An 18,237-nucleotide genomic window follows, 5' to 3' on the forward strand; every position below is an offset into this window, starting at 1 on the left:
TTGAGTGTTCATCCGTGAGTGATTTGAGTCATATCCGCAATTTCTCCATCATCGCCCACATTGACCATGGCAAGTCGACGCTGGCTGACCGTTTCATCCAGATGTGCGGTGGCCTGGCCGAGCGCGAGATGGAAGCCCAGGTACTCGATTCCATGGACCTGGAGCGTGAACGCGGGATCACCATCAAGGCCCACAGCGTCACCCTCTATTACAAAGCCAAGGACGGTATCAACTACCAGTTGAACTTCATTGACACCCCCGGCCACGTTGACTTCACCTATGAAGTCAGCCGTTCGCTGGCGGCCTGTGAAGGTGCCTTGCTGGTGGTCGATGCCGGCCAGGGCGTCGAAGCCCAGTCCGTGGCCAACTGCTACACGGCCATCGAGCAGGGCCTGGAAGTAATGCCGGTGCTGAACAAGATCGACCTGCCACAGGCCGATCCGGACCGGGTCAAGGAAGAAATCGAGAAAATCATCGGCATCGATGCCACCGACGCCGTCACCTGCAGTGCCAAGACCGGCCTGGGTGTCGACGAAGTGCTCGAACGCCTGGTCGCGACCATCCCCGCGCCGACCGGCAATATCGAAGATCCGCTGCAAGCGTTGATTATCGACTCCTGGTTCGACAACTACCTGGGCGTCGTGTCCCTGGTTCGCGTGCGCCATGGCCGCGTGAAGAAGGGCGACAAGATCCTGGTCAAGTCCACCGGCAAGATCCACCTGGTGGATAGCGTGGGCGTGTTCAACCCCAAGCACACCGCCACCGTCGATCTGAAAGCGGGCGAAGTGGGCTTCATCATCGCCGGCATCAAGGACATCCACGGTGCACCCGTGGGCGACACCCTGACCTTGAGCTCCACCCCGGACGTCGATGTACTGCCTGGCTTCAAGCGCATCCAGCCGCAGGTCTACGCTGGCCTGTTCCCGGTCAGTTCCGACGACTTCGAGGACTTTCGCGAGGCGCTGCAAAAGCTGACCCTCAACGATTCGTCCCTGCAGTACACCCCGGAAAGCTCCGACGCCTTGGGCTTCGGCTTCCGTTGCGGGTTTTTGGGCATGCTGCACATGGAAATCATCCAGGAGCGCCTGGAGCGCGAGTACGACCTGGACCTGATTACCACCGCCCCGACCGTGATCTTCGAGCTGCTGCTCAAGACCGGTGAGACGATCTACGTCGATAACCCGTCGAAACTGCCGGATCTGTCGTCGATCGAGGACATGCGCGAACCTATCGTGCGGGCCAACATTCTTGTGCCCCAGGAACACCTGGGCAACGTCATCACCCTGTGCATCGAGAAGCGTGGCGTGCAGCACGACATGCTCTTCCTCGGTACCCAGGTCCAGGTGACCTACGATTTGCCGATGAACGAAGTGGTCCTGGACTTCTTCGACCGTCTCAAATCCACCAGCCGCGGCTATGCTTCGCTCGATTACCATTTCGATCGTTACCAGTCGGCGAACCTGGTCAAGCTGGATGTACTGATTAACGGTGAGAAAGTTGACGCCCTGGCGTTGATCGTCCACCGCGACAACGCCCACTACAAAGGGCGTGCATTGACCGAGAAAATGAAGGAGCTGATTCCTCGGCAGATGTTCGATGTGGCAATCCAGGCCGCCATTGGCGGGCAGATTGTGGCGCGGACCACTGTCAAGGCTCTCAGAAAGAACGTACTGGCCAAATGCTATGGCGGCGACGTCAGCCGTAAGCGCAAGCTGTTGGAAAAGCAGAAGGCCGGTAAGAAACGCATGAAGCAGGTCGGTAACGTGGAAATTCCACAAGAAGCCTTCCTTGCAGTGCTCAGGTTGGATAGTTAGGTCCTATGTCGCTAAATTTCCCGCTGTTGCTGGTCATCGCTGTTGCCGTTTGCGGCCTGCTGGCGTTGCTCGACCTGGTGTTTCTGGCGCCGCGTCGCCGGGGGGCCGTTGCCCAATATCAGGGCAGCGTCAGCCAGCCCGATGTGTTGGTGATCGAGAAACTGAACAAAGAGCCTTTGCTGGTTGAATACGGCAAATCGTTCTTCCCGGTGCTGTTCATCGTGTTGGTGCTGCGTTCGTTCTTGGTCGAGCCATTCCAGATTCCCTCTGGCTCGATGAAGCCGACTCTGGATGTGGGCGATTTCATCCTGGTGAGCAAGTTTTCCTACGGGATTCGCTTGCCGGTGATCGACAAGAAAGTCATAGAGGTCGGTGACCCGCAACGCGGTGATGTGATGGTGTTCCGCTACCCAAGCGACCCGAACGTCAACTACATCAAGCGTGTGGTCGGCCTGCCAGGCGATGAGGTGCGTTATACCGCCGACAAGCGTTTGTTCGTCAATGGTCAGTCGGTCGCCGAGCAGTTGGTGGGCGCCGAGCCGGGCACCCTGGGCAGCGCCGAGCTGTACAAGGAAAAACTGGGCGAGGCCGAGCACCTGATCCGCAAGGAAATGAGCCGCTACCGGTCGCCGCCGGATCGCCAGTGGGTCGTGCCCGCCGGGCATTACTTCATGATGGGCGACAACCGCGACAACTCGAACGACAGTCGCTATTGGGATGACCCCAGCATTCCCAAGGATCTGCTGGGCATGGTTCCCGACCAGAACATCGTCGGCAAGGCTTTCGCGGTCTGGATGAGCTGGCCGGAGCCGAAACTCAGCCACCTGCCGAACTTCTCGCGGGTTGGCCTTATCAAGTAATCACCCACGGCGCTGTTGACCACAGCGCCGAATGCATTTCTGGTGCCGCCAAACGGGCCGCCCCTATGCAGCCAACGATATTCAGGAAGTTATTTTTGAACACAGCGTTAATTGTTCTAGCCCTCCAGGGCCTCGCCCTGGCGGATCTCGACCACGAACTCAGCGTGGATAAGCCGTGAGCGTCTCTTTAAGCCGTCTTGAGCGTCAGCTCGGTTACACCTTCAAGGACCAGGAACTGATGGTCCTGGCCCTGACCCACCGCAGTTTTGCCGGGCGCAACAACGAACGCCTGGAGTTTCTCGGTGATGCCATCCTCAACTTCGTCGCCGGTGAAGCCTTGTTCGACCGCTTCCCCCTGGCTCGCGAAGGCCAGTTGTCGCGTTTGCGCGCACGCCTGGTGAAGGGCGAGACCCTGGCAGTACTGGCCCGTGGTTTCGACCTGGGCGAGTACCTGCGCCTGGGTTCTGGCGAATTGAAGAGCGGCGGTTTTCGCCGTGAATCGATCCTGGCCGATGCCCTGGAGGCCCTGATTGGGGCGATCTACCTCGATGCCGGAATGGAAGTGGCCCGCGAGCGCGTATTGGCCTGGCTGGCTTCGGAGTTTGAAACGCTGACCCTGGTTGACACCAACAAAGATCCCAAAACCCGCCTGCAGGAGTTTTTGCAGTCCCGCGGTTGCGAACTGCCGCGTTACGAAGTGGTGGATATCCAGGGTGAGCCGCATTGCCGGACGTTCTTCGTCGAATGCGAGATCACCCTATTGAATGAAAAAAGCCGAGGTCAGGGTGTGAGCCGTCGTATTGCCGAACAGGTAGCGGCGGCCGCAGCTCTGATAGCCCTGGGCGTGGAGAATGGCCATGACTGATTCAACCGCAACTCGCTGTGGCTATGTTGCCATCGTCGGCCGTCCCAACGTGGGCAAGTCCACGCTGCTGAACCATATCCTGGGGCAAAAACTGGCGATCACTTCGCGCAAACCCCAGACCACGCGCCACAACATGCTGGGCATCAAGACCGAAGGCAATGTGCAAGCTGTCTACGTCGATACCCCGGGTATGCACAAGGGCGGCGAAAAAGCCCTGAACCGCTACATGAACAAAACTGCCTCGGCCGCGTTGAAGGACGTTGATGTGGTGATCTTCGTGGTGGACCGCACCAAGTGGACCGACGAAGACCAGATGGTTCTTGAGCGCGTGCAGTACGTGACTGGCCCGTTGATCGTGGCGCTGAACAAGACCGACCGCATCGAAGACAAGGCCGAGTTGATGCCGCACCTGAGCTGGCTTCAGGAGCAATTGCCCAACGCTCAGATCATGCCGATCTCGGCACAGCACGGGCATAACCTTGAAGCCCTGGAGCGCGTGATCGCCAATCATCTGCCGGAAAACGAACACTTTTTCCCGGAAGACCAGATCACCGACCGCAGCAGCCGTTTCCTTGCCGCCGAACTGGTACGCGAGAAAATCATGCGCCAGATGGGGGCCGAACTGCCGTACCAGATCACCGTGGAAATCGAAGAGTTCAAGCAGCAGGGCAAGACTCTGCACATCCACGCTCTGATCCTGGTCGAGCGCGATGGCCAGAAGAAAATCATCATTGGCGACAAGGGCGAGCGCATCAAACGCATTGGCACCGAAGCGCGCAAGGACATGGAGCTGCTGTTCGACTCCAAGGTCATGCTTAACCTATGGGTCAAGGTCAAGGGTGGCTGGTCTGACGATGAGCGGGCATTGCGTTCGCTGGGTTACGGCGACCTGTAGTTTCGGTTTGCGGTACACCGGGGCATTCCTGTGGGAGCGGGCCTGCCTGCGATGAGGATGCAGCATTCAACAGTGATGTTGAGTGTTAGTCCGCCATCGCGGGCAGGCCCGCTCCCACATTGGTTTGTGCTGTTCATAAAACTGTACCGCGTCCGTGAGAACCGCCATGTCCTCGACTCCCCCCACCGGTCAACCCGCCTACGTCCTGCATAGCCGCGCCTACCGCGAAACCAGCGCCCTGGTGGATTTCCTCACGCCGCAGGGGCGGCTGCGGGCGGTGTTGCGTAGTGCGCGGGGTAAGGCGGGCACACTGGCCCGGCCGTTCGTGGCGCTGGAAGTGGAGTTTCGCGGGCGCGGCGAGTTGAAGAACGTCGGGCGTATGGAAAGCGCCGGCGCGTCCAATTGGCTCAACGGAGAGGCGCTGTTCAGCGGTCTCTACCTCAATGAGTTGCTGATCCGCCTGTTGCCTGCCGAAGACCCGCACCCAGCGGTGTTCGAGCACTACAGCGCCACCTTGCTGGCCTTGGCCGAAGGCCGCCCTCTGGAGCCGCTGCTGCGGGCTTTCGAATGGCGGCTGCTGGATGATCTGGGCTACGGTTTTGCTTTGGGCTCAGACATTGAGGGCAACCCGGTTGCACCGGACGGCCTCTATCGCCTGGTCGTCGACGCGGGCCTGGAGAGGGTTTACCTGGTGCAACCGGGCCTGTTCCACGGTGCCGAATTGTTGGCCATGGCCGAGGCCGACTGGAGTGCAACCGGCGCGTTGGCTGCGGCCAAGCGCCTGATGCGCCAGGCCCTGGCGGTGCACCTAGGCGGGCGGCCACTGGTGAGCCGCGAGTTGTTTCGCAAGCCCTAGCCTGTATGCTGTGCGCCCAACTTCCCTGTCTTTTGGAGCGCTTTTCGTGACCACCAGCAATCGCATTCTTCTTGGCGTGAACATCGACCACGTGGCGACCTTACGCCAGGCCCGCGGCACCCGTTATCCGGACCCGGTCAAGGCTGCGCTGGACGCCGAAGAGGCGGGCGCCGATGGCATCACCGTGCATCTGCGTGAAGATCGCCGGCATATCCAGGAGCGCGACGTGCTGTTGCTCAAGGACGTGCTGCAAACCCGCATGAACTTCGAAATGGGCGTCACCGAAGAAATGATGCTGTTTGCCGAGCGCATCCGCCCGGCGCACATCTGCCTGGTGCCGGAAACCCGTCAGGAACTGACCACAGAAGGCGGCCTCGACGTGGCCGGCCAGGAAGCGCGTATCAAGGCCGCGGTGGAACGCCTGGCGAGCTTCGGCTGTGAAATTTCGCTGTTTATCGACGCCGACGAGCGGCAAATCGAAGCTTCGCGGCGTGTCGGTGCTCCGGCCATCGAGTTGCATACTGGCCGCTACGCCGATGCGCAAACTCCAAGTGACGTGGCCGATGAGTTGCAACGCATCGTCGATGGTGTGGCTTGCGGCTTGGCCCAGGGCTTGATCGTCAACGCCGGGCATGGTTTGCACTATCACAACGTCGAAGCGGTGGCGGCGATCAAGGGCATCAACGAATTGAACATCGGCCATGCGCTGGTGGCCCATGCGCTGTTCGTCGGCTTCAAGGGCGCGGTGGCGGAGATGAAGGCGCTGATCCTGGCGGCCGCCGCAAAGGCCTGAAGACAACCAAACCCTGTGGGAGCGGGCTTGCCCGCGATAGCGGTATTGTCGCGGTAGAGCAATGCGAATAGCTGCGGCACCATCGCGAGCAGGCTCGCTCCCACAGTCGATTCAGGGGGTTAGAGCGGCGGGGTTTCTTGGGCTGGCTTGGTCTTGTCCACGCCAGGTACATGCAGGTTGCCTTCGGCGACCTGATCGCCTTCCAACTGCGGCTGCGTGACCCAGGTCAGGATGTCGTAGTAACGCCGAATGTTGGCCACAAAATGCACCGGCTCGCCGCCCCGGGCATAGCCGTAGCGGGTCTTGCTATACCACTGCTTCTGCGACAGGCGCGGCAGCATTTTCTTTACATCCAGCCATTTATTAGGGTTCAGCCCTTCTTTTTCCGCGAGCTTGCGGGCGTCGTCCAGATGGCCGCCGCCCACGTTGTAGGCCGCCAGAGCGAACCAGGTGCGATCCGGTTCTTCGATCTTGTCGTCCAGTTGTGCCTTTATAAGGGCCAGGTACTTAGCGCCGCCGCTGATGCTCTGCTTGGGGTCGAGGCGGTTGGACACGCCCATGGCCTGGGCGGTGTTCTGGGTCAGCATCATCAGGCCGCGCACCCCGGTCTTGGAAGTCACGGCCGGTTGCCACAACGATTCCTGATAGCCGATGGCCGCCAGCAGGCGCCAATCGACCTTTTCTGCCTTGGCCGAGGTCTTGAAGAACTTCTCGTACTTAGGCAAGCGTTGTTGCAGGTGCTGGGCGAAGGTGTAGGCGCCAACATAACCGAGCACATCGACATGGCCGTAGTAGCGGTCCTTTAGGCGTTGCAGGGTGCCGTTCGCCTGGACCTTGTCCAGGTATTCGTTGATCTCATTGAGCAGGCTGTTGTCTTCGCCGGCGGCTACCGCCCAGCTTTGCTGGCTGGCTTCGCCTAGATCGAAGGCGACACGCACATTGGGGAAGTAGACTTGGTTCATCGCCACTTCGTTGGAATCGACCAGGGTCAGGTCGATTTGCCCTTCGTCCACCATGCGCAGTAGGTCAACTACTTCGACGGCGTCGGATTCTTCGTACTCTATAGAAGGGTATTTCTGTTTCAGTGCCGCCAATTGCTCGGCGTGGGTGCTGCCCTTAAGCACCATGATGCGCTTGCCAGCCAGGTCGGCCGCGTTGGTGGGGCGGGAGCGGCCGTTGCGATAGATGATCTGCGGGGTGACGTCCAGGTAGGTGTGGGAAAAGCGGACCTGCTGTTTGCGTTTCTCGCTGCTGACCAGACCGGCAGCAGCCAGCACAGGGCCGTTGGGCTTGCCCAACTGATCGAAGAGGTCGTCAAGGTTGTCGGCGGTTTCGATCTTCAGCTCTACGCCCAGATCGTCGGCGAAACGTTTCACCAGCTCGTATTCGAAGCCGGTTTCGCCGTTGCGGTCCTGAAAGTAGGTGGCGGGACTGTTGCGGGTTATCACCCGCAGTACGCCATCCTCCTTTACGCGCTCCAGTGTGCTGGGTTTATCAACACAGGCACCGAGCATCAGGAAGAGTCCGGTTGCGATGAGCCATTTGGCGCAGCGCGGACGGAAAGCCATTTGGGAAAACATCTGCGCAGTATACGCAAAGGACCACCAGCGCCATATCTCGACAGCGCGAGGCAGGTCTGCTAGCGCAGGGCAAACACTCTGGCGGGCCTGAAGCGCCGCTGTTGTTCTGGCATATTTCGACGCAAAAAAACTATGCGCCTCGCCCCTCGCTGGCCTCGGTTACCCCGATGCGATGCTCAGGCGATGTCCGGCTCGCCCGTGGCGTGCCGTTTCGGGTGCTGTCGCGGGCGGTTTAGGCTAGAATACGCGGCCTCAAAGCACACCCCTTCCCGAGGCTGTCCCGAAGATGTTGATCCTGCGCGGCGCTCCTGCCCTTTCTGCCTTTCGCCACAGCAAACTCCTTGAGCAACTGAGCCAGAAGGTTCCGGCTGTCAGTGGCTTGTATGCTGAATTCGCTCACTTCGCCGAAGTTACCGGCGTCCTGACCGGCGACGAACAGCAGGTGCTCGCGCGCCTTCTGAAGTACGGCCCAAGCGTTCCTGTTCAAGAGCCGACCGGCCGCCTGTTCCTGGTGCTGCCGCGTTTTGGCACCATCTCGCCGTGGTCGAGCAAGGCCAGCGACATCGCTCGCAACTGTGGCCTGGCGAAGGTCCAGCGCCTGGAGCGCGGCATTGCCTTCTATGTAGCCGGTGAATTCAGTGAGGCCCAGGCGCAATTGGTGGCCGATGCCCTGCACGACCGCATGACGCAAATCGTGCTCGGCGACCTGGAGCAGGCTGCCGGTCTGTTCAGCCACGCCGAGCCCAAGCCGCTGACCGCTATCGATGTGCTGGGCGGCGGTCGTACCGCGCTGGAAACCGCCAACCGCGAACTGGGCCTGGCCCTGGCGGAAGACGAGATCGACTACCTGGTCAACGCCTTCGTTGGCCTGGGCCGCAACCCTCATGACATCGAACTGATGATGTTCGCCCAGGCGAACTCCGAGCACTGCCGCCACAAGATCTTCAACGCCAGTTGGGATATCGACGGCCAGAGCCAGGAGAAAAGCCTGTTCGGCATGATTAAGAACACCTACGTGATGCACAGTGAAGGTGTCCTGTCGGCCTACAAGGACAACGCGTCGGTCATCGTCGGCAGCGTGGCCGGGCGTTTCTTCCCGAACCCTGAGACCCGCCAGTACGGCGCGGTGCAGGAGCCGGTGCACATCCTGATGAAGGTCGAGACCCACAACCACCCGACCGCCATTGCGCCGTTCCCGGGCGCGTCCACCGGTTCCGGTGGCGAGATCCGCGATGAAGGTGCAACCGGTCGCGGCGCCAAGCCCAAGGCCGGCCTGACCGGTTTCACCGTATCTAACCTGCAGATCCCCGGTTTCGAGCAGCCCTGGGAAGTGCCTTACGGCAAGCCCGAGCGCATCGTCACCGCGCTGGACATCATGATCGAAGGCCCGCTGGGCGGCGCAGCGTTCAACAACGAATTCGGCCGTCCGGCCCTGACGGGCTATTTCCGTACTTTCGAGCAGTCCATCACCACCCCCCGTGGCGATGAAGTGCGCGGTTACCACAAGCCGATCATGCTGGCCGGCGGCATGGGCAACATCCGCGCCGAACACGTGCAGAAGGCCGAGATCGTTGTCGGCTCCAAGCTGATCGTCCTCGGCGGCCCGGCCATGCTCATCGGCCTGGGCGGCGGTGCGGCATCCTCCATGGCCACTGGCGCCAGCTCGGCGGACCTGGATTTCGCTTCCGTGCAACGGGAAAACCCGGAGATGGAGCGTCGTTGCCAGGAAGTCATCGACCGTTGCTGGCAGTTGGGTGACAAAAACCCCATCAGCTTCATCCACGACGTCGGCGCAGGCGGCCTGTCCAACGCCTTCCCGGAACTGGTCAACGACGGTGGCCGTGGCGGTCGCTTCGAGCTGCGCAACATTCCCAACGATGAGCCGGGCATGGCCCCGCACGAGATCTGGAGCAACGAATCCCAGGAACGCTACGTGCTGGCCGTTGGCCCTGAGGATTTCGCCCGTTTCCAGACGATCTGCGAGCGCGAGCGCTGCCCGTTCGCCGTGGTCGGCGAAGCCACTGCCGAGCCGCAACTGACGGTCACCGACAGCCACTTCGGCAACAGCCCCGTGGACATGCCGCTGGAAGTGCTGCTGGGCAAGGCCCCGCGCATGCACCGTTCGGCGGTTCGTGAAAGCGAGCTGGGCGATGACTTCGACCCCTCGGGCCTGAACATCGCCGAGTGCGTCGAGCGTGTCTTGCACCACCCAGCGGTGGCCAGCAAGAGCTTCCTGATTACCATCGGCGACCGCACCATTACCGGCCTCGTGGCCCGTGACCAGATGGTCGGCCCATGGCAAGTGCCGGTGGCCGACGTTGCCGTCACCGCCACCAGTTTTGACGTCTACACCGGTGAAGCCATGGCCATGGGCGAGCGCACGCCGCTGGCCCTGCTGGACGCCCCGGCGTCGGGCCGCATGGCCATCGGCGAGGTGCTGACCAACATCGCTGCTTCGCGCATTGGCAAAATCTCCGACATCAAACTGTCGGCCAACTGGATGTCCGCGGCCGGCCACCCCGGTGAAGACGCGCGTCTGTACGACACGGTCAAGGCTGTCGGCATGGAGCTGTGCCCGGAATTGGGCATCACCATTCCGGTGGGCAAGGACTCCATGTCCATGGCTACGCGCTGGAACGATGAAGGCGTGGACAAGACCGTGACGTCGCCGATGTCGTTGATCGTCACCGGGTTCGCGCCGGTCACCGACATCCGCCAGACCCTGACCCCGCAGTTGCGCATGGACAAGGGCACCACCGACCTGATTCTGATCGACCTGGGCCGTGGCCAGAACCGCATGGGCGCCTCGATCCTGGCCCAGGTTCACGGCAAGCTTGGCAGCCAGGCCCCGGACGTTGACGACGCCGAAGACCTCAAGGCCTTCTTCGCCGTGATCCAGGGCTTGAACGCTGATGGCCACCTGCTGGCCTATCACGACCGTTCCGACGGCGGCCTGCTTACCAGCACCGTGGAAATGGCCTTTGCCGGCCATTGCGGCCTGAGCCTGAACCTCGATGGCGTGGCCGAAACCTCGGCCGATATCGCCGCCATTTTGTTCAACGAAGAGCTGGGCGCGGTGATCCAGGTTCGCCAGGACGCTACCCCGGACGTGCTTGCACAGTTCAGCGCCGCCGGCCTGGGCGATTGCGTCTCGGTTATCGGCCAACCGGTGAACAGTGGCGATATCAGCATCATCTTCAATGGCGACACCGTGTTTGAAGGTCAGCGTCGCCTGTTGCAACGTCAGTGGGCTGAAACCAGCTACCAGATCCAGCGTCTGCGCGACAACGTCGACTGCGCTGAACAGGAATTCGACCTGATCCTGGAGGAAGACAACCCGGGTTTGAGCGTCAAGCTCAGCTTCGACGTCAACCAGGACGTGGCCGCGCCCTACATCAAAAAAGGCATCCGCCCACAAGTTGCCGTGCTGCGTGAGCAGGGCGTCAATGGCCAGGTGGAAATGGCCGCAGCCTTCGACCGCGCCGGTTTCAGCGCGATCGACGTGCACATGAGCGATATCCTCGCTGGCCGTGTCGACCTCAACGAGTTCAAAGGCCTGGTGGCCTGCGGCGGTTTCTCCTACGGCGACGTACTGGGCGCCGGTGAAGGCTGGGCTAAGTCGGCGCTGTTCAACAGCCGCGCCCGCGATGCCTTCCAGGGCTTCTTCGAGCGTAATGACAGCTTCACTCTGGGCGTGTGCAACGGTTGCCAGATGATGTCCAACCTGCACGAACTGATCCCCGGCAGCGAGTTCTGGCCGCACTTCGTGCGCAACCGCTCCGAGCAGTTCGAAGCCCGGGTGGCCATGGTCCAGGTGCAGGAGTCGAACTCGATCTTCCTGCAGGGCATGGCCGGCTCGCGCATGCCAATCGCCATCGCCCACGGTGAAGGCCATGCCGAGTTTGAAAGCGAAGAGGCCCTGCTCGAAGCCGACCTGTCCGGCTGTGTGGCGATGCGCTTTGTCGATAACCACGGCAAGGTCACCGAAAGCTACCCGGCTAACCCGAACGGCTCGCCGCGCGGGATCACCGGCCTGACCAGCCGCGACGGCCGCGTGACCATCATGATGCCGCACCCGGAGCGGGTGTTCCGTGCCGTGCAGAACTCGTGGCGCTCGGAAGACTGGAACGAAGACGCGCCATGGATGCGCATGTTCCGCAACGCCCGTGTGTGGGTGAACTAAGGCCGTGTACAAACTCGCCTTCTTCGTTCCGCCCAGCCACGTGGAGCAGGTCAAAAGTGCCGTATTCGCCGCCGGTGGCGGACGGATCGGCGCCTACGACCAGTGCGCCTGGCAGGTGCTCGGGTTTGGCCAGTTCCGCCCTTTGGACGGCAGCCAGCCGTTCCTCGGGCAAACCGGCGAGGTCGAGCAGGTAGAGGAATGGCGAGTCGAGTTGGTGGTGGCAAATGAGTCGATAGTGGCCGCCGTCGCGGCCCTCAAACTCAGCCACCCCTACGAAACCCCAGCCTATGAAGTGTGGCGGTTGGAGGATTTCTGACTCCTGGGCCGCTCAAATGAAAAACCCGCTGAACCGGAAACGGTCAGCGGGTTTTTTGTGGGCGGGCCCAAAGGCTCACGGCCGGATTTCAATCATCGTGCCGTCCTTGACCAGGCCCCACACTTCGCGCATGTCAACGTTACGCATGGCAATGCAGCCGTCGGTCCAGTCCAGGGTGTGGAAGTAGTCCTCCGGGTATTCCTCGGAGTCCGGGGTGCCGTGGATCATTATCATTCCGCCTGGCGGTACGCCTTCGCGGCGGGCGCGGGCGGCGTCGGTGATGTTGGGGTAGGAAATGTGCATGGCCAGGTTGAAGCGGTCGCTGGTTTTGCGCCAATCCAGCCAATAGAAGCCCTCGGGGGTGCGTTTGTCGCCTTCCATCAGCTTGGGGCCCTTGGGTTTCTTGCCCAGGGAGATGCGGTAGGTCTTGAGCGGTTTGCCATCGTTTATCAGTTGCAGTTGATGGGCCGATTTGAGCACCAGCACTTTTTCGATGATTTTGCCGTCCAGGGTTCCCATCGGGGAGGCCTGGGATACAGCCATGACAGAGAGGCAGAGCAGTGCAAGCAACCAGCGCATTGAAACGATTTCCCAAGGTACGGTGTTGTTGTTTTAAGTGATCGCAGGCTGGGCCAGCGGCGGTATGGATTCGCTGCGCACTGGGTAGAGGCCCGCGCGGCGGTCAGCGAAAAAGCATTCTAGGGTACGCCCCACGGTGCGGAAAGCCAGCTCTGACCAAGGGATGTCGGCCTCCTCGAACAGCCGCACTTCCAGGCTCTCGATGCCCGCGGCGAAATCCGGGTCGGCCAGCTCGGCGCGAAAGAACACATGCACCTGGCTGATATGAGGCACATCGATCAAGGTGTAGAGGCTCAGGTTGCGCACGCGGGCGCAGGCTTCCTCGGCGGTTTCGCGTTCGGCGGCCTGCTGTACGGTCTCGCCGTTTTCCATGAACCCGGCCGGCAACGTCCAGTAACCCAGGCGCGGTTCGATGGCGCGGCGGCACAACAGCACTTGCGTGCCCCAGGTGGGCAGGCACCCGGCGACGATGTTGGGGTTCTGGTAGTGAATGGTCTGGCAGTGATCGCAGACAAAACGCAGGCGTGAGTCGCCATCGGGAATGCGCTGGGTAACCGGGTGACCGCACTGGCTGCAAAAATTCATACGGGGGCTTCCGAAAAGGCTGCGGCTATCTTGGCGTGGCGGGTCGCTTGCCTGCAAGTTGTCGTTAAGCGACATGCCGGGTTTTTTGGGGTTGGGCGAGTGATTCCTTTGGTGCATGATGCCCAGTAGCCAACAGATCGAGATGACTCATGCTGGACGAGCTACTTCACCGTGTAAGCAACCACACCCCGCGCACCCTGGAAACCGACCGGCGTTTTCCCGAAGCCGCGGTGCTGGTGCCCATCACTCGCAGCGACGAGCCGGAGCTGGTGCTGACCCTGCGCGCCAGCGGCCTCTCGACCCATGGTGGCGAAGTGGCCTTTCCCGGTGGGCGCCGCGACCCGGAAGACCCGGACCTAGTGTTCACCGCCCTGCGTGAGGCCGAAGAAGAAATCGGCCTGCCGCCGGGCCTGGTGGAAGTGATCGGGCCCCTCAGCCCACTGATTTCCTTGCATGGCATCCGTGTCACGCCTTTTGTCGGGGTGGTTCCCGACTTCGTCGAATACCGCGCCAATGACGCCGAGATCGCGGCCGTGTTCAGCGTGCCTCTGGAGTTTTTCCGCCAGGACCCGCGTGAGCACACCCACCGCATCGACTACCAGGGCCGCAGTTGGTATGTGCCCAGCTACCGCTTTGGCGAGTACAAGATCTGGGGCCTGACCGCGATCATGATCGTCGAGTTGGTTAATTTGCTCTATGACGCGAAGATCAGCCTGCACCACCCCCCCAAGAGCTTTATCAATATTTGAAGCCATCGCTCGTATGGCGCCGTGAGCCGTGAGGATTACCTGATGAAATACCGCTTGGGCGATGCCCTTGTCCAAACCCACCCCCAGAGCTGGGTTGCGCCGAACGCCACGCTGGTGGGCAAGGTCAAGCTGGAGGAGGGCGCCAACGTCTGGTTCAACGCAGTGCTGCGTGGGGACAACGAGCTGATCCTGATCGGCAAGGACAGCAATGTGCAGGATGGCACGGTGATGCACACCGACATGGGCTTCCCGCTGACGATCGGCACCGGCGTCACTATCGGCCACAACGCCATGCTCCACGGCTGCACGGTGGGCGACTACAGCCTGATCGGCATCAACGCGGTGATCCTCAACGGTGCCAAGATCGGCAAGCACTGCATCATCGGCGCCAACTCGCTGATCGGTGAAGGCAAGGAAATCCCCGATGGTTCGCTGGTCATGGGCTCGCCAGGCAAAGTGGTGCGCGAGTTGACCGAAGCGCAAAAGAACATGCTCCAGGCCAGCGCCGCGCACTATGTGCATAACGCCCAGCGCTACGCCCGCGACCTGGCCGAGCAGGAACCATGACCGCCAGCGAACGCCCGGTAGCCTCGCCCTGCGTCAGTATCTGCGCCCTGGACGAGCAGGATATTTGCACCGGTTGCCAGCGCAATGTCGACGAAATCACCCGATGGAGCCGCATGGACAACGCCGAGCGCCGTAGGGTGCTGGGCGTGTGCCATGAGCGGGCGAAGGCGAATGGGCGGCTGTGGATGATTCCGGGGCGCTCGGGTGCCTGAGCCGGCGCAGCAGCGGGCTTGCCCGCGATAACGATATCCAAGACGACATCATTTTAATTGTGCAGTACCCTGTGCGCCTTGTTCACAGGTCCCTCGCCCCATGCTCTTCCTGATTGCCTATATCAGCAGTGTCGTGCTGATTAACTACGCCTTTTCCACCGCGCCGCACCTGGACATCATCTGGTCTGCCTGGGGTGGCCTGGTGTTTGTGCTGCGCGACATGGTGCAGACCCGCTTCGGCCACGGCGCAATCATCGCCATGCTGGCGGCGCTGGTGCTCTCGTACCTGACGTCCGACCCTTCCATTGCCCTGGCCAGCGCCACGGCGTTCGCGGTCTCCGAATGCATCGACTGGCTGGTGTTCAGCATCACCAAACGCCCGCTGCACGACCGCTTGTGGATCAGCTCGGCCCTGAGCATTCCACTCGATACCTTTATCTTCTTCGGCCTGATCGGCGCGCTCACCCCCGGTGTGGTGCTCACCGCCCTGGGTTCCAAGTTCGCCGGCGTGACGGTGGTGTGGCTGGCCATGGCTTGGCGTTTACGCCGCAACCCGGTCGCCAACTGAGGCCAAGTGTCGCGGTTCATGTAAAATGCCGCGCTTTCTCCCCACGGGAAGCGCGCCCGGCGTGCGTCCCTCGATGATCTGCTCCTTTGAGGACCTGAAATGACCCGTATCGGAACTCCATTGTCGCCAACCGCGACCCGCGTTTTGCTGTGTGGTTGCGGCGAATTGGGCAAGGAAGTGGTCATCGAGCTGCAACGCCTGGGCGTTGAAGTGATCGCCGTGGACCGCTACGCCAACGCGCCGGCGATGCAGGTGGCCCATCGCAGCCACGTTATCAACATGCTCGATGGCGCCGCGTTGCGGGCAGTGATCGAGGCCGAAAAGCCGCACTTCATCGTGCCCGAGATCGAAGCCATTGCCACCGCGACCCTGGTGGAGCTGGAGGCCGAAGGCTTCACCGTGATCCCTACCGCGCGCGCCACCTCCCTGACCATGAACCGCGAAGGCATCCGGCGCCTGGCCGCCGAAGAGCTGGACCTGCCGACCTCGCCTTACCACTTTGCCGACACCGTCGAAGACTACCGCAAGGCCGTGCAGGACCTGGGTTTCCCCTGTGTGGTCAAACCGGTCATGAGTTCTTCGGGCAAGGGCCAGAGCCTGTTGCGCAGCGCCGATGACGTGCAAAAAGCCTGGGACTACGCCCAAGAAGGCGGCCGTGCGGGCAAGGGTCGGGTGATTATCGAAGGCTTTATCGACTTCGACTACGAAATCACCTTGCTGACTGTGCGCCACGTGGGCGGCACCATGTTCTGCGCGCCGGTGGGCCACCGCCAGGAGAAGGGCGATTACCAGGAATCCTGGCAGCCGCAAGCCATGAGCCCGATTGCCCTGGCCGAGTCCGAGCGGGTCGCCAAGGCGGTCACCGAAGCCCTGGGCGGGCGTGGCCTGTTTGGCGTGGAATTGTTCATCAAGGGCGATCAGGTGTGGTTCAGCGAAGTCTCGCCGCGCCCCCACGACACCGGCCTGGTGACTCTGATTTCCCAGGACTTGTCGCAGTTTGCCCTGCATGCACGGGCGATCCTGGGCCTACCGATCCCGCTGATCCGTCAGTTCGGGCCTTCGGCGTCGGCAGTGATTCTGGTCGAAGGGCAATCGACCCAGACCGCGTTCGCCAATCTGGGCCAGGCCCTGAGCGAGCCGGACACGGCGTTGCGCCTGTTCGGCAAACCTGAAGTCAACGGCCAGCGCCGCATGGGCGTGGCCCTGGCGCGGGACGAGTCCATCGAAGCGGCCCGCGCCAAAGCTACACGCGCTGCCCAAGCAGTGGTTGTAGAGCTGTAATCGGGGCGCTTTTATCGCGGGCAAGTGCGTTCCCACAGTGAACCGCACTGTGGGGCGGGCTTGCCCGCGATGCGCTGGTGTCAAACCACCCGATTCAAATCGTTATGCCGCGTTTCCTTCAGGCACAGCACCGCCACCAGGCTGAGCACCGCTGCCGCCGAGACGTACCCGCCGACCCAACTCAAACCGCCCATGGCCACCAGTTTCTGGGCGAAGAACGGTGCCGCCGAGGCGCCGACAATACCGCCCAAGTTATAGGCCGCCGACGCGCCGGTGTAGCGCACGTGGGTAGGAAACAGCTCTGGCAGCAGGGCGCCCATGGGTGCGAAGGTCACGCCCATCAGGAACAGCTCGATGCACAGGAACAGTGCTACGCCCCAGGTCGAGCCTTGGGTCAACAGCGGCTCCATGAGAAACCCCGACAATATCGCCAGCACGCCGCCGACAATCAGCACCGGTTTGCGCCCATAACGGTCGCTGGCCCAGGCGGAAAGCGGCGTGGCGGCGGCCATGAACAACACGGCAAAGCACAACAGGCCGAGGAAGGTTTCCCGGCTGTAGCCCAGGGTGGAAACCCCGTAGCTCAGGGAGAACACCGTTGAGATGTAGAACAGCGCATAGCACACCACCATCGCGGCGGCGCCCAGCAGGGTCGGGGCCCAGTATTGGCTGAACAGCTCAACCAGCGGCATCTTTACCCGCTCCTGGCGGGCGACGGTGTTGGCGAACACCGGGGTTTCGTGCAGTTTCAGGCGCACATACAGGCCGACCATCACCAGCGCGGCACTGAGCAGGAATGGAATGCGCCAGCCCCAGGAGCGGAACTGTTCGTCGTCCAGGGTCATGGCCAGCGTCAGAAACAGGCCGTTGGCTGCGAGGAAGCCGATCGAAGGCCCCAGTTGCGGGAACATGCCGAACCAGGCGCGCTTGCCTTTGGGCGCATTTTCCGTGGCCAGCAATGCGGCGCCGCCCCATTCCCCGCCCAGCCCCAGGCCCTGGCCGAAACGCAGCACGCACAGCAGGATCGGCGCCCAGGCGCCAATGGTGGCGTAGCCGGGCAAGACGCCAATCAGGGTGGTGCACACGCCCATCAGCAGTAACGACGCCACCAGGGTGGATTTACGCCCGATACGGTCGCCAAAATGGCCGAACAGCGCCGAACCCAGAGGGCGGGCGAGGAAAGCGATACCGAAGGTCAGGAACGCCGACAGCATCTGTGCGGTGCCGGAGGTCTGGGGAAAGAACACTGGGCCGATCACCAGCGCGGCGGCGGTGGCGTAGACGTAGAAGTCATAGAACTCGATGGCGGTGCCAATGAAACTGGCGGTGGCCACGCGGGTGGCCGAGTTGGTCGGCGCAACAGGTGCGGCGTCACTCATGGTCGTGCTGGTGGTCATGCGGATATCCCTGACAGTCTTAGGCTCCGTTGGAGCGAATTATTATGGTCGAACACCCAGGGATCAGGGCTGCGCAGGCTTGGCTCGGGATGGGAGCGCGCACCGTCAAGACGCGGTGGAGCGGGGCCGGGGACCGG

At 61.9% G+C, this 18,237-nt stretch carries 17 protein-coding genes; 13 read left to right on the plus strand and 4 right to left on the minus strand.

What is annotated here, in order from left to right; all coding sequences use genetic code 11:
• The first annotated feature begins 14 nt into the window (after window positions 1-14).
• From lepA to pdxJ, 6 genes are all read left to right on the plus strand, one after another.
• A complete protein-coding gene (gene lepA, locus AC19YT_RS02615) occupies window positions 15-1,814 on the plus strand; it encodes a translation elongation factor 4 (RefSeq protein ID WP_095106242.1) in 1,800 nt (599 codons plus the stop codon).
• Window positions 1,815-1,819: 5 nt separating this feature from the next.
• Window positions 1,820-2,674, plus strand: coding sequence for a signal peptidase I (gene lepB / locus AC19YT_RS02620; RefSeq protein WP_095106244.1), 855 nt, complete (start codon window positions 1,820-1,822; stop codon window positions 2,672-2,674).
• A gap of 175 nt (window positions 2,675-2,849) precedes the next feature.
• The gene (gene rnc, locus AC19YT_RS02625) at window positions 2,850-3,539 is read left to right on the plus strand and encodes a ribonuclease III (protein ID WP_095106246.1); all 690 of its coding nucleotides are present in this window, start codon (window positions 2,850-2,852) and stop codon (window positions 3,537-3,539) included.
• The gene (era, locus tag AC19YT_RS02630; protein WP_095106248.1) at window positions 3,532-4,434 is read left to right on the plus strand and encodes a GTPase Era; all 903 of its coding nucleotides are present in this window, start codon (window positions 3,532-3,534) and stop codon (window positions 4,432-4,434) included. Before rnc ends, era begins: the two co-directional genes overlap by 8 nt.
• Window positions 4,435-4,600: 166 nt before the next feature.
• Window positions 4,601-5,290: a DNA repair protein RecO gene (gene recO, locus AC19YT_RS02635; protein ID WP_095106250.1), complete on the plus strand. Its 690-nt coding sequence runs from the start codon at window positions 4,601-4,603 to the stop codon at window positions 5,288-5,290.
• A gap of 46 nt (window positions 5,291-5,336) precedes the next feature.
• A complete protein-coding gene (pdxJ, locus tag AC19YT_RS02640; protein WP_500609668.1) occupies window positions 5,337-6,083 on the plus strand; it encodes a pyridoxine 5'-phosphate synthase in 747 nt (248 codons plus the stop codon).
• Between the two features lie 119 nt (window positions 6,084-6,202).
• On the opposite strand, the gene mltF is transcribed toward pdxJ, so the two are convergent.
• Window positions 6,203-7,663 (minus strand): membrane-bound lytic murein transglycosylase MltF, encoded by a 1,461-nt coding sequence (mltF, locus tag AC19YT_RS02645; RefSeq protein WP_095106254.1) that lies wholly within the window; start codon window positions 7,661-7,663, stop codon window positions 6,203-6,205.
• A gap of 286 nt (window positions 7,664-7,949) precedes the next feature.
• Between mltF and purL the strand changes: the two genes are divergently transcribed.
• Entirely contained in the window at window positions 7,950-11,846 is a 3,897-nt protein-coding gene (gene purL, locus AC19YT_RS02650; protein WP_500609669.1) for a phosphoribosylformylglycinamidine synthase, read from the plus strand.
• A 4-nt stretch (window positions 11,847-11,850) separates the two neighbouring features.
• On the plus strand, window positions 11,851-12,162 hold the full coding sequence (locus AC19YT_RS02655) for a YqfO family protein (protein ID WP_095106259.1): 312 nt from the start codon (window positions 11,851-11,853) through the stop codon (window positions 12,160-12,162).
• 75 nt (window positions 12,163-12,237) lie between these two features.
• On the opposite strand, the gene AC19YT_RS02660 is transcribed toward AC19YT_RS02655, so the two are convergent.
• Entirely contained in the window at window positions 12,238-12,741 is a 504-nt protein-coding gene (locus AC19YT_RS02660) for a L,D-transpeptidase family protein (protein ID WP_095106261.1), read from the minus strand.
• A 33-nt stretch (window positions 12,742-12,774) separates the two neighbouring features.
• Window positions 12,775-13,326, minus strand: a complete 552-nt coding sequence (locus AC19YT_RS02665) for an NUDIX hydrolase (RefSeq protein WP_500598175.1) — start codon at window positions 13,324-13,326, stop codon at window positions 12,775-12,777.
• A gap of 149 nt (window positions 13,327-13,475) precedes the next feature.
• Here AC19YT_RS02665 and AC19YT_RS02670 point away from each other — a divergent pair, with 149 nt between their 5' ends.
• The 5 genes from AC19YT_RS02670 (at window position 13,476) to purT (ending at window position 16,703) form a co-directional block, all read left to right on the plus strand.
• Window positions 13,476-14,075: a CoA pyrophosphatase gene (locus tag AC19YT_RS02670; protein WP_095106263.1), complete on the plus strand. Its 600-nt coding sequence runs from the start codon at window positions 13,476-13,478 to the stop codon at window positions 14,073-14,075.
• Window positions 14,076-14,117: 42 nt separating this feature from the next.
• Window positions 14,118-14,642 (plus strand): gamma carbonic anhydrase family protein, encoded by a 525-nt coding sequence (locus AC19YT_RS02675; RefSeq protein ID WP_500609670.1) that lies wholly within the window; start codon window positions 14,118-14,120, stop codon window positions 14,640-14,642.
• Window positions 14,639-14,854 (plus strand): DUF1289 domain-containing protein, encoded by a 216-nt coding sequence (locus AC19YT_RS02680; RefSeq protein WP_095106267.1) that lies wholly within the window; start codon window positions 14,639-14,641, stop codon window positions 14,852-14,854. The genes AC19YT_RS02675 and AC19YT_RS02680 overlap by 4 nt, the downstream gene beginning before the upstream one ends.
• A 100-nt stretch (window positions 14,855-14,954) precedes the next feature.
• Complete coding sequence (locus AC19YT_RS02685) at window positions 14,955-15,422, plus strand: VUT family protein (protein ID WP_095106269.1); 468 nt, start codon at window positions 14,955-14,957, stop codon at window positions 15,420-15,422.
• Between the two features lie 99 nt (window positions 15,423-15,521).
• Window positions 15,522-16,703, plus strand: a complete 1,182-nt coding sequence (gene purT / locus AC19YT_RS02690; RefSeq protein WP_095106271.1) for a formate-dependent phosphoribosylglycinamide formyltransferase — start codon at window positions 15,522-15,524, stop codon at window positions 16,701-16,703.
• A gap of 80 nt (window positions 16,704-16,783) precedes the next feature.
• Here the strand turns inward: purT and AC19YT_RS02695 are convergent, their stop codons facing one another.
• Complete coding sequence (locus AC19YT_RS02695) at window positions 16,784-18,100, minus strand: MFS transporter (RefSeq protein ID WP_500609671.1); 1,317 nt, start codon at window positions 18,098-18,100, stop codon at window positions 16,784-16,786.
• Between the last annotated feature and the right edge of the window lie 137 nt (window positions 18,101-18,237).

The organism is Pseudomonas sp. MF08875 (assembly GCF_059862525.1).